Source organism: Flavobacterium lipolyticum (assembly GCF_020905335.1).
GTDB lineage: Bacteria > Bacteroidota > Bacteroidia > Flavobacteriales > Flavobacteriaceae > Flavobacterium > Flavobacterium lipolyticum.
Map to the genome: position 1 here is coordinate 3,977,485 of NZ_JAJJMN010000001.1, position 12,281 is coordinate 3,989,765.

Consider the following 12,281-nt stretch of genomic DNA (forward strand, 5'->3'; position numbering starts at 1 on the left):
TGCCATTATCCTCATAAGAGGGGAGGGCACTATATGCCTATACGTTCTGTTATTGGGATGCTGTAGGATTTTCGAGCTACTTCAGTGGTAGGGTTCTATTCGCTACTTATAGTTGTTTTGTAGTAAAAGCTAAGAATAATCTTGGTAATGTTTTGATTTTAATTGTATTTTCGTTTGTCGATGAATCAATTAAACGAACTTTTATGTCATTTCAAGCGTATTTAAAAACAATCAAAGAAAAAACGGGCAATGGTCCGGCCGAATTTAGAGCTTTGGCAGAACAGAAAGCATTTACTCAGGAAGGAAAACTCAAGCCTGAAGTAAAAGCCGGAGATATTGTAAACTGGCTTAAAGCAGATTTTGAATTAGGGCAAGGTCATGCAATGGCAATTTATGCTTTACTAAAAGGTATTAAAGACGAAAATAGCCAGTAAAAGGTTTAGCTATTACAAAAGTAAAAGTTGAAATTTGAATTTTTGCTCGTGAAGCCGTTCTTTTTTTAGGGTTTTAAACTTTGAAATAAACCTGTTCACGAGCAGAATTTTGGTAATTATCGATTATTCAAACTGATAGAAAGCGTCGTCGATTAGATACTCAATTTTTAAGAATTTATGAGTGAGTTCTGTAATCTCTTCCTGAAAGTTCTCGGAGTTTAATGTTACCCAGCCTTCCATTAGGGTTAACGGGCCATGATTTGTAGTTACATTTGGCCAGATTTCTTCGTACTTTTTAAATGATTTTCTGAAGACTTCGGCAAATTTTCGACTCTCGATGGTATAAACTTTAAATTTTCTAAGTTTTAAAGCGTGGATGTTATACATCATTTTTTGTTTTTCGATGCTAGTGTCATTAACCCAAATTGAAAAGAAAATTCGTGATTCGGCTGTCAGTGCTTCCTGCGGATTGGTTGACCATGATCTTTTGTACAGTTTTAGGAATACGGAGTCTAAGTATAGGCCAACTGCAACTTCGATTGATTTTTCGTCTAATGTTTTTTGATCGAGACGGTCGGCGGCTTTTTGAAAGCCCTCGAGATAAAAAGAGGTATTCATTGTGGTTTTTGGTTTAAATTGGTTTAATGGTATGGTTATAGTTTTAACAAATATAAATGAACTCTTTGATAATCTGAATGTTTTTTGATTAATCAGGACCAATCATCGATGCTTAAAACTTCTTGTTTTAGGAGAATCTTAGCAGTAATGTGGTGTAAAAGGGGATAAATGAAAGTGTAAATAGTATTCTCTACAGAAGGGAAAGTCGCATCTCAACGAGAAAACATTTCCGAAGTTTTGTGTGGTGTTTTCGTATAAGGTGAGTTGTTCTCTTTATGGATATACTTTGTGTTTGTTTGCTTTTGCCCTTTCAGGGCGGAATCTATTTTTTATTCCGTTTGCTGTGCGTTGCACTGCGTTGTTGCTTTTTGGGCTCTCAGCCCTTTTTTTTGAAGAATTGCTCCAGCAGAGCAAAATATTTCCAGCTAATGTAGTTTCCAGTTATCAAAAGCTCCAGCGGAGCGAAATATAAGTATTTTGAGAAAGTTCCATTTTTTTTTTGCTTCTGGAACTCCGCTACTGCTTTTTGGGCTTTCAGCCCGTTTTTGATAATCTTTGATCGAGAAGAGCTCTATGTAATGGTTTGGTGTGAACGTATGATTTTTTTGCTCTGAAAGAGCTTTAGCAATAGCTTAGTGCGAAGCACTAAGAATGAATAATGATTTTTTTAGTTAAGCCCTGAAAGGGCGATAGACTATGTGCAAAGGAAAAATTTATCATATGTTATGGATTTTTTACTAAGAAAGTCTGTTTTTTTAGAATCTATATAATTTTTCATTTTTAACTATTTCATGTCTCAAAAATCGTACTTTTGTTTGATATCCAAATCAATAATAAAAAGCATCTAAACTGTATCATACATAGCAAAATATGTTTTTTACATTATTGATTGTAATGATCGTTAATATTATCTTTGAATTATGAGTACACTTGCAAAACCAAACCATATAGGACGAAAAATTAGCCGAATTCGTGAACTTAGAGACATGAAACAGGAAGCGTTGGCACAGGCTTTAGGAACCAACCAACAGGCAATTTCAATTTTGGAGAATAGTGAAACTATAGACGATGAAAAACTTGCTCCAATTGCAAAAGCTTTGGGGGTAAGTCTTGAAGCGCTTAAAAATTTTTCAGACGAAGCAGCAATTAATTATTTTAATAGTTTTACAGATAACAGTGCAGGAACATTTAATAATCATTGTGCTTTCAATCCATTAGATAAATTAATGGAATCTATAGAAGAAAATAAAAAACTCTACGAGCGTTTGGTTCAGGCTGAAAAAGAAAAAGTTGAGTTTTTAGAAAAAATATTAAAGGATAAATAGTTTTATCTTTTTATAATTTAAAAGCCTAATAAATGTATGTTTATTAGGCTTTTTTGTTTTTTAGAGATGTTGATTTATTAAGTTTAAGAATTCCCATTTAATTTTACCAGAAGATTCCCTTCGTTAAAAACGGCATTAATTATATTTTCATTCTTTTCTGCTTTAATTTCGTTTCCGTTTGATGTCAGTTTATAACCTTTTTGCGATAGATAACTTGTAAAAGCATTTTTGTGGTTTTGAATTTCAAATGTTGAAATTAACTCTGGAAAAACAGTTAAGATTCGGGCTAACTCTTCACTTTCAGCTTTATCTATTAGATCAGATTTAATGGTAACAACCATAGTGCCCTGGCCATAATTTCCAAGATAATAACCGCTTCCATTGAACATTTCAGTAGCAATCATTCCTATTAAATGAAGATCGTTAGAGACAGCGTCGAATTTTCCAATAGTTAATAAATCAATATTATTTTCTTCTCCATATTGTTTTAATAAAAGAGCTTGCTTCATAACAGATTCATTATATCCGCCAGCTTTGTTATCCCAAATCCATAGCCAGGTTTCTGAAGAATGCGAAAATGAACCCAAAACCTGCATTGGAAAAGTAAGATGGTCTCCAAATGTTATTTCTTCCTTATCCATGTCAACATTCCAGGAAAGCCCGCCAGTTACAGTGTAGAGATTTCTTTGTTTTTCTAGAGCCAGGGCACCATATTTTTCAAAAAAATCATTCTCAGATGTAAAGTGTTTAGTGTCATTTTGTTGATTAGTAGTTGTTTCTGTGTTTTCTGTTTTCTTTTTAAAAAGATTGTTGAATAAGCCCATTTCGTTATGATTTTTAGAATTATAAAATTGATGTTTTCAAATGTCTAATATAATTATCAAGCAAACCTTGAATTTGCTGACTCGCGACAGGGTTTGCAGAGTGAACCTTGAATTTTAAATTCTGCAAATTTATTTCGGATTCGTAAACCAGCCATTTTGCGCAAGCCTAACCATCTTCAGCAACCATATTGTTTTCATCGAGCCCAAGGTCGTTATCAAAACTTATTAATTCTGGAAGTCCTTTTTCTATTACTGTATTTTTGAAGTCATTAAAGTTTCTAACGACAACGAAATCATTATTAGTTAGATTTTTATAAACCATATTTACATTTCTAATATCGTCGAGGAAGAGTTTGTATGTCATGATTTTTAATGTGAAAAGTTTTTTAGTTCAACTGTATTAAAGTTCTATATACAAAGCTTTGCGATCTCAGCGTTTTTCAACTCAAAAGAAACTTAGCGTTCTTTGCGGTTAAACATCACAGTACTCTATAAACAGGATACTGCAAATGCGCCTTTTCATAATAGGCTGAATGTTTATAAATCCAATCCAATTGTGCTTCTGGATTTTTAGCAAACTCAGGATCAGTCTGTTTTTTGTTTTCCAGTTCGGCTTTTAAAGTTGAGTTTTCTTTTAGGAGTTTAGCTGCGGTATCTTCAAAAATATAATTGGAATAGTGCTCTTTTTGCTGTAAAATGGTGTCAAAGAAATTCCAGTTGAAAAACGAATCAACTCCTTCGGGTTCAAAGGCTTCCAGGATATATTTTACACCTTTTTGATTGGTTGGAACTAGGTAATCTCCTTTAGCGAAAGCCATTTTAACAATTTTAGAAGTTACGGTCGTATTTCGGTGTAAATAGTGTCCTTCATAAGCAGAGGGAACAGTTTTAAAATCGGCAATTTTGTAGCTTTCCACATCAATGATAGTATCGTTTTTAAGTTGGGCAAACGAGATATTATTGTTCTTTAAAAGGTCAATAATGTTCCAGTAACCACGCGGAATGATATAAGCAGAAGGTATAACAACCTCTTTTACTGATTTGAATTCTTTGATATAAGGAACCTCTTTTTTATACGGTTTGCTTCGATCGTAGTACAAGCGATTTCCGGTTGTAGCCTCACTTTTTTTGTAAGCTGCTTCATAACCCAAGAACGAAAAGGTAGTGGCTTTTGTACTGTCCAACTCCCATTTTAGAGTATAGTTTTTCTTAGCTTGATATTGTTCCAGATTTTTTACTCGAAGTTCCTTGATCTTTAGGTAATTGGAATCGGTGTAGTCTAAAGTAGATTTGGTGTATTCGTAAGTCATTTTTACACGTTCGGCATATTTTTTTAGCATGTGCGTTTCAACCACAAAACCAATGGTGTTGAATAGTGAAGTGTAGCCCGTTGTGTATCGTGGACTATCCACAAATTGACCAAAACCTTTGTCGGGAGTATCTTTAAATGAATCTACGTAAGGTGTTGTTTCAATTTTTTTCTGTTGAAGATCTTTGACCAGAGCCGGCATCATTTCGCTATTCATAAAATCACCCAACACGGTTCCCAGTTTGTTGTGCTGTGTCATGATATAGGTTAATTTGTATTGATAATCAGAACCGTTGCTCACGTGATTGTCAATAAAAACGTCCGGGTTTATTTTCTGAAAAATCTCAACAAAGCTTTTGGTGTTTCGTGTATCTGATTTCATTAAATCACGATTGAGGTCGTAGTTGCGGGCATTTCCTCTGAAACCATAAATTTCCGGACCATCCTGATTGGCTCTTGTGGTCGAATTTCGGTTCAAAGCACCTCCAATATTGTAAACCGGAATGGTAACCAAAACGGTATTTTTTGGGGCTTTTATCTTTCCTGTTGCCAGATCTCTGTAGAATTGCATGGTGGCATCGATTCCATCAGGTTCTCCGGCATGAATACCATTATTGATAAAAAGTACCGCTTTGCTCTTTTGAATTTTCTCAAAGTCAAATTCCTTTTCAGGATTGTAAGTAATCATGTGTAATGGCTCACCGGAGTCGGTTAGTCCCATTTCTTTAATTTGAATAGTAGGGAAATCACGTGCTAAAAGTTTATAATACTGAATCGTTTCTTGATACGAAGCAGACTGATTTCCATTTCCTTTTTCAAAAAAAGTCTCGTATTTTTTATTGTTTTGAGCGAAAAGGGTTAGGGTGAAAAGTGAAAAGAGAAATGTAAAAAGTTTCATGGTTTTGGTTTTGTTAGCAAGAATCAAATATAGCTAAATTTAGTTTCAAGTTTTGGTTTGTTTCAGGTTTCAAGTTTGATGTGTGATTGTGCTTTGCGTTGATTTTTACCGCAAAGTGCGCAAAGTTTTTTGTATCGGATTGTGTTGATAAACGCAAAGTTCGCAAAGCTTTGTGTACATAACTTTGCGCACTTTGCTTAAATCTTTGCGCACTTTGCGGTTAAATTTAATAATTACAAATATTTCGCAAGTTCGATTATGCCGTCTTCGATTTGTTTTTCGGTTAAGGAGGCATAACCAAGCCTAAATCCTTGCACAGGCTGGTTAAAACTGAATTTCTCGGGTGTTATTATTTTGATTCCTTTTAACAGGAGCTTGTCTGCAATTTCAGAAATATTAACTGACGAGTTGGGAATTATCCAAAATGCCAGGCCTCCTTCGGGTTTGGTAAAAGTGGTTTTGTCTTTGAGGTATTTGTTGCAAATCGTTTCAAAATAGTCGCGTTTTGCTTTGTAAATAAGGGTTGTTCGTTTAAGGTGTCTTTTAATCTCGCCTTCGTTTATGAGCTGTAAAACGGCTTCTTCCATAATGTTATCACCTTGTACATCAATTATTTTTCGGTGTTTACCCACTTTTAAAATGGTTTCGCGATCACTTACCAAATATCCGATTCGTAAGGCGGGTGCAACAATTTTGCTTAGAGTGCCAATATAAACCGTGTTTTTGGCATTGCTGTAACTTGAAATAGGAAGAATTGGTCTTTGTCCGAAATGAAATTCATGATCGTAATCGTCTTCGATAATGGTAAAGCCGTATTGATTGGACAATTCGATGAGTTTTAATCTTCGTTTGAGACTCAGGGTGACTGTAGTTGGAAATTGATGATGTGGTGTTACGTATATGGCTTTTATGTTGCTGAATTTTTTCAGATAAGCTTCGACCTCATCAATCAGCAAGCCGTCTTTGTCGACATTTACTGGCAGTAATTTAACTCCACTGCTTTGAAATGTTTCCCAAGCGGCCTGATACCCCGGGTTTTCGACCATTACGTAATCGTCTTTTGATAGTAAACAGGTGGAGGTTAGGTACATTGCCATCTGGCTTCCACGTGTGATGCAAATTTGATCTGGAGTGACATTCATTCCCCTTTTAAAATTGAGCATTTGCACAATTGCTTTTCGAAATTCCAGATTTCCGTACTCGGTACTGTATCCCATGATCTGCCAACGCGATTTTCGGTTAAAAATCTGTCGGTAAGCTCTGGCGAGTTCGTTCATTGGTGCAATTCGACTATCGGGGATTCCATCATCAAAAATGATAAGAGGCTGTTTTTCTTCTTCGGTATAGTTTGGTTTTTGCTTTTGATCGATACTTTTGGAAGCCAATGGCAGAATATCAGCTACAAAAGTTCCTTTTCTTTCCAATGTAATGAGCCAGCCTTCAGCGATTAAGACGTCTAAAGCTTCAATAACAGTATTTCGGTTCACTTTTAGCAAGCCTGCAAGCTGTCGGCTGCCGGGCAGTGCATTCCCGCTGTTGAGCATTCCGGTTTGAATGGCTTCGATGATTGCATCAGCGATTTGCAGATAAATGGCTTTTGCATCATTTGCGTTGAGTTGAATTTCTAATTGCCAAGGTCGTAACATCTGGACTATTTGTTTATGTTAAAACTGTATCAGTTGAGTAGTCCAAAGTTAAGATAATTTTGTGGAGCAATAATGCAAAACACAATAATTATTAAAGTTATGGAAACTAAAAAACAATTTTCTTCAAAAGATTTTCACGAAACTTTTGCCAGACCCACTTTTGTGATGCCTGAAAAATTAATTCACAAAAACGTAGAGCAAGCCGGAGTTCACAACCAATTTTCTACCGAGCGAAAACACCCGGTTTTCTTTGTAGATCTTCCAAGTAAAAACGTGAGTATGACAATTGGCGGTTTATTACCGGATCAATTGACAAACAGACATCGTCATACGTATGAAACCGTTATTTATGTAATTGAAGGGCATGGGTATACTGAGATTGAGGATATAAAAGTAGAGTGGAAAGCAGGCGATGCTGTTTACATTCCGAGTTGGGCGTGGCACAGGCATCAAAATCTAAGCAGTGAAGCATCGGCGAAATATATTGCTTGCGAGAATGCACCGCAGCTTCAGAATTTAGGTGTGGCATTAAGAGAAGAAGAAGGCAGGGATCTTTAATTTAAAACAATTGAAAAACATGAAAAACAATCTATTCAAGGGCATTATTGCTTATCCGATTACTCCATTCGATAAAAATGAAAAAGTAGATATCGCTTTATATAAAAAATTACTGGAACGTTTAATTGTTTCGGGTTGTCACGCTGTCGCCCCGCTTGGAAGCACCGGAGTTATGCCTTATTTGTCAGATGAGGAAAAAGAAGCTATTACTGTGGCAACAATCGAACAGGTCAGGGGCAGAGTTCCGGTTTTGGTTGGCGTATCAAACCTGACTACTGAGAAAACCATTTATCATGCTAAATTTGGCGAAAAAGCAGGTGCCGCTGCCGTAATGATTATCCCGATGAGTTACTGGAAGCTTACAGATGACGAGATTGTTCAGCATTTTGATGCAGTAGCGAAGCAAATTTCGATTCCGATAATGGCTTACAATAATCCTGCAACCGGGGGAGTAGATATGTCGCCAGCTTTGTTAAAGAGACTTCTTGAGATTGCTAATGTAACCCTGATAAAAGAAAGCACGGGAGACGTTCAGAGAATGCATTATTTAAAGCGGGAATTGGGCGATGATGTTGCTTTTTTTAACGGTTCAAATCCATTGGCACTGGCTGCATTTTCTGCAGGAGCTATGGGGTGGTGTACGGCTGCGCCCAATTTAATTCCGAAATTGAATCTGGATTTGTATCATGCGATTGAGAACAATGATTTAGAGACTGCGCAAAAAGTGTTTTACAAACAATTGAATCTTTTGAAGTTTATCGTTAACAAAGGTTTGCCACGAGCGATCAAGGCAGGTTTGGAAATTCAGGGAATAGAGGGTGGTTTTTTAAGAAGCCCGCTAAAACCATTAACTGCAACTGAAATTGAAGAGTTTAAGTTGATTTTAAAGGAAATAGAACAGTAATGTATTGATTTTTTTAACCGCAAAGTACGCTAAGTTTTGTAAAGCATGGTTTTATACAAGCGCAAGGAACGCAAAGCTTTGCGTTCCTTGCGCTTGTCAACGCTTTCTAAATTAAAAAAAAACTTAGCGTACTTTGCGGTTAAATTGTCAAATAGTTAAGATCTGAAACCCGAAAGAAACAAAACCTGAAACAAAAAAGTATTTTGACTACTTTTGCAAAATGAATAAAAAACACCATTCCAACAATATACTTTCGAATTTAGGAATTGAGAGTCTAAATGAAATGCAAGAGGTAGCGCAGGATGCTATTTTGAACGATAATAATGTTTTACTGCTTTCTCCAACAGGATCAGGAAAAACACTAGCTTTTTTACTGCCTATTTTAGAGTTGTTACAGCCTGAAATTCTTTCGGTTCAATGTTTAATTTTAGTGCCTTCTCGTGAATTAGGTTTGCAGATTGAGCAGGTTTGGAAGAAAATGGGGACTCCCTATAAAGTAAATATTTGCTACGGAGGTCACTCTATTGATACTGAGATTAAAAATTTAAGCAATCCTCCGGCAGTTTTGATTGGAACTCCGGGTAGAATTGCCGATCATATTGATCGCGATACTTTTCGCACCGATAAAATTCAGACTTTGGTTTTGGACGAGTTTGATAAGTCTTTGCAGCTTGGTTTTCATGAGCAAATGTCATATATTATTGGAAAGTTAACGAAATTGAACAAACGTGTTTTGGTTTCAGCGACTTCAGATATTGAGATTCCAAGATATACCAGGGTCGTCAATCCAACTGTTTTGGATTTTATTCCGGAAGAGGAGGAAAAGACGAATCTTTCGATGAAAATGGTGGTTTCACCCGCTAAGGATAAACTGGACAGTTTGTTTAATTTGATCTGTTCACTGAAATCACAGTCCGCTATTATTTTCTGTAATCATCGTGATGCGGCAGAACGCATTAGTGATACTTTAAACGAAAAAGGGATTTATGCGACATATTATCATGGCGGAATGGATCAGGAGGAGCGTGAGCGTGCACTGATTCAATTTAGAAACGGGAGTATGAGTTATCTGATTACTACCGATTTGGCCGCACGTGGATTGGATATTCCGGAAATGAAACACGTCATTCATTATCATCTGCCTTTAAAAGAAGATGAATTCACGCACCGAAATGGTCGTACGGCACGTATGCAGGCTTCAGGAACAGCCTATATTATTGTTCACGAAAGTGAAAAACAACTGGATTATATTGATTATGGGATGGAGGTTTTAGAGGTTGCCAGCACTACAGTTTTGCCAAAACCACCTCAATTTCAAACCATTTATATTAGTGGCGGAAAGAAAACCAAATTGAATAAAATAGATATTGTTGGTTTCTTTTCTCAAAAAGGAAAACTTGAAAAAGGAGATTTAGGTCTTATTGAAGTAAAGGATTTTGTATCGTTTGCGGCTGTTAAATACAATAAGGTAAAAGATCTGCTAAAAAATATTAAAGACGAAAAAATGAAGGGCAAGAAATTCAAAATTGAAGTTGCCCGCAAAGTGGTCAAGAAAGAGGAGGAGAGGTAATCTTTCCGGCTCTATCTTTTTTGGCGGATGTTTTTTAAGGGCAATCTTTGTAAGAGTTCAACATTTAAATAAATTTTTGAGTCTGAAATTATCGTAAATCAATAGGGATTTTACATGTTTTTAATCCTGTTTTTTGAGGTGTTTTTGTTTTTAATTATTTGTTTTTCAGTGGTTTGTTTTGTGTTTTTATTGTTCTTTAAAAATGTCTTGTTAAGGGAGATTATTGGATGATAAAAAATAAGGACGAAGACTTTAATTTATCATATTTTCTGCGTTTCTTGTGCCCGTAAATAATAAACCCCAAATTAATTATGAAAAGAATTATTACGATTGCTATTTTGTTGTTTAGTGTTGTGTCTTTTGCACAAATTAAAGTTATTGAAACTGTACCGGTTGAAAAATTAGGAAAAGTAAATAACAATTACATTCAGAAAATTGGAGATGAGTATACTGTGTATTATACCAGTATTCAAAACGATGATGAATCATCAAGCCTAAGAAAATTTACATTTAAGAATGTTAACAATGATTACGCAAGTCTTTACAACATTATCATGAATGGTTTCACGGCAAGCCCTTTGTATGATATCAAATTAGAATTACCGAATAACTATATCTGGTTGCACTACACAGGAAGTGTTGTTCCGGAAAAAGCTACGGTTCAGTTCATGGTTTCTTCAAAAGAGGCTGCTTCTGCAACAAGCAGTGTTTCTGAGCCATTTGTAAAAGATCAGATCAATAAATTATTCCAAAAATAGGTTTAATTGTAAATCACTAAAAAAGGCTATTCAGATTTTGAATAGCCTTTTTTGTTGTTTTAAGTTTCAGGTTATTTTTGTTTCAGGTTTGAAGTTTCAGGTTTGAAGTTGTGGTTTTGAGAGTAAAAGCTATAAAAACTTAGCAACTCAGCATCTTAGAACCTCAAAAAGAAACCTTTGTCCCTTTGCAGCTTTGAACCTTTGTTCCTAAAATAAAATTATATTTGTTTCAGGTTTCAGGTTTCAGGTTGTGGTTTTGAGAGTAAAAGCAAAAAAACTTAGCAACTCAGCATCTTAGAACCTTAGTACCTCAAAAAGAAACCTTTGTCCCTTTGCAGCTTTGAACCTTTGTTCCTAAAATAAAATCATATTTGTTTCAGGTTTCAGGTTTCAGGTTTCAGGTTTCAAGTTTCAAGTTTCAAGTTTCAGGTTTCAAGTTTCAGGTTTGAAGTTGTGGTTTTGAGAGTAAAAGCTAAAAAACTTAGCAACTCAGCATCTTAGAACCTTAGTACCTCAAAAAGAAACCTTTGTCCCTTTGCAGCTTTGAACCTTTGTTCCTAAAATAAAATCATATTTGTTTCAGGTTTCAGGTTTCAAGTTTCAGGTTTCAGGTTGTGGTTTTGAGAGTAAAAGCAAAAAAACTTAGCAACTCAGCATCTTAGAACCTTAGTACCTCAAAAAGAAACCTTTGTCCCTTTGTAACTTTGAACCTTTGTTCCTAAAATTATATTTGTTTCAGGTTTCAAGTTTCATGTTTCAGGTTTCAGGTTGTGGTTTTGAGAGTAAAAGCTATAAAAACTTAGCACCTCAGTACCTTAGCAGCTTAGCACCTCAAAAAAAACTATATTTTCTTCACGTATTGGGTAATAATCACGATTTGCTGACCGTCAACTTTTCCTTCAATGTATTCGGCATTTTCATGGTCTAAACGGATGTTACGTACAGCAGTCCCTTGTTTGGCTACCATGCTCGATCCTTTTACTTTAAGATCTTTAATTAGAACTACAGAATCTCCGTGTTCTAAAATAACACCGTTACTGTCACGATGAACGATTTTATTTTCGTCGTCTTCGCCTTCGCCAGTGGCGCTGGCCCATGCTAAGGTATCTTCGTCCAGATACATCATATCTAGTAATTCTTGAGGCCAACCGGCACTGCGCATACGGCTTAACATTCTCCAGGCTACAACTTGTACGGCAACGTTTTCATTCCACATACTGTCATTAAGACATCTCCAGTGGTTTAAGTCAACATTATCCGGATTTTCGATTTGGTCGATACAGGTATTGCAGGCAAATATAGCTTCATCAATTCCGCCTTTTTGAGTTGGTAATACCTGATATACTTTTAGGTTTTCCTCCGCTCCACAAAGTTCGCATTTAGATCCGCTGCGTTTATTTAATTCTCTTTCGATACTCATTATTTATTGTTTGTTTT

General features: G+C 35.7%; 11 protein-coding genes and 1 pseudogene. 6 read left to right on the top strand and 6 right to left on the bottom strand.

Annotation, left to right across the window (positions count from 1 at the left end; translation table 11 throughout):
• Positions 1-203 precede the first annotated feature (203 nt).
• Positions 204-434 (top strand): DUF4287 domain-containing protein, encoded by a 231-nt coding sequence (locus LNQ34_RS16950; RefSeq protein WP_202704424.1) that lies wholly within the window; start codon positions 204-206, stop codon positions 432-434.
• Between the two features lie 123 nt (positions 435-557).
• Here the strand turns inward: LNQ34_RS16950 and LNQ34_RS16955 are convergent, their stop codons facing one another.
• Positions 558-1,052 (bottom strand): hypothetical protein, encoded by a 495-nt coding sequence (locus tag LNQ34_RS16955; RefSeq protein ID WP_202704423.1) that lies wholly within the window; start codon positions 1,050-1,052, stop codon positions 558-560.
• Positions 1,053-1,972: 920 nt separating this feature from the next.
• Between LNQ34_RS16955 and LNQ34_RS16960 the strand changes: the two genes are divergently transcribed.
• A complete protein-coding gene (locus LNQ34_RS16960) occupies positions 1,973-2,377 on the top strand; it encodes a helix-turn-helix domain-containing protein (protein WP_230000540.1) in 405 nt (134 codons plus the stop codon).
• Positions 2,378-2,460: 83 nt separating this feature from the next.
• Here the strand turns inward: LNQ34_RS16960 and LNQ34_RS16965 are convergent, their stop codons facing one another.
• The 4 genes and pseudogenes from LNQ34_RS16965 to pdxR all read right to left on the bottom strand — a co-directional run bounded on the left by LNQ34_RS16965 (position 2,461) and on the right by pdxR (position 7,054).
• Complete coding sequence (locus LNQ34_RS16965; RefSeq protein ID WP_230000541.1) at positions 2,461-3,201, bottom strand: DUF6882 domain-containing protein; 741 nt, start codon at positions 3,199-3,201, stop codon at positions 2,461-2,463.
• 19 nt (positions 3,202-3,220) lie between these two features.
• Positions 3,221-3,565 (bottom strand): annotated as a pseudogene (locus LNQ34_RS23560) (cyclic-phosphate processing receiver domain-containing protein).
• 115 nt (positions 3,566-3,680) lie between these two features.
• Positions 3,681-5,408 (bottom strand): M14 family metallopeptidase, encoded by a 1,728-nt coding sequence (locus LNQ34_RS16975; RefSeq protein ID WP_230000543.1) that lies wholly within the window; start codon positions 5,406-5,408, stop codon positions 3,681-3,683.
• Between the two features lie 233 nt (positions 5,409-5,641).
• On the bottom strand, positions 5,642-7,054 hold the full coding sequence (pdxR, locus tag LNQ34_RS16980; RefSeq protein ID WP_230000544.1) for a MocR-like pyridoxine biosynthesis transcription factor PdxR: 1,413 nt from the start codon (positions 7,052-7,054) through the stop codon (positions 5,642-5,644).
• A 99-nt stretch (positions 7,055-7,153) separates the two neighbouring features.
• On the opposite strand from pdxR, the gene LNQ34_RS16985 reads away from it, so the two are divergent.
• The 4 genes from LNQ34_RS16985 (at position 7,154) to LNQ34_RS17000 (ending at position 10,844) form a co-directional block, all read left to right on the top strand.
• A complete protein-coding gene (locus LNQ34_RS16985) occupies positions 7,154-7,612 on the top strand; it encodes a cupin domain-containing protein (protein ID WP_230000545.1) in 459 nt (152 codons plus the stop codon).
• A gap of 19 nt (positions 7,613-7,631) precedes the next feature.
• Positions 7,632-8,516, top strand: a complete 885-nt coding sequence (locus LNQ34_RS16990; protein ID WP_230000546.1) for a dihydrodipicolinate synthase family protein — start codon at positions 7,632-7,634, stop codon at positions 8,514-8,516.
• A gap of 220 nt (positions 8,517-8,736) precedes the next feature.
• The gene (locus LNQ34_RS16995; protein ID WP_070906657.1) at positions 8,737-10,086 is read left to right on the top strand and encodes a DEAD/DEAH box helicase; all 1,350 of its coding nucleotides are present in this window, start codon (positions 8,737-8,739) and stop codon (positions 10,084-10,086) included.
• Between the two features lie 311 nt (positions 10,087-10,397).
• Positions 10,398-10,844, top strand: coding sequence for a hypothetical protein (locus LNQ34_RS17000; protein ID WP_070906656.1), 447 nt, complete (start codon positions 10,398-10,400; stop codon positions 10,842-10,844).
• Positions 10,845-11,685: 841 nt separating this feature from the next.
• Here LNQ34_RS17000 and LNQ34_RS17005 read toward each other — a convergent pair.
• Positions 11,686-12,264, bottom strand: a complete 579-nt coding sequence (locus LNQ34_RS17005) for a PhnA domain-containing protein (RefSeq protein WP_230000547.1) — start codon at positions 12,262-12,264, stop codon at positions 11,686-11,688.
• Positions 12,265-12,281: the final 17 nt, after the last annotated feature.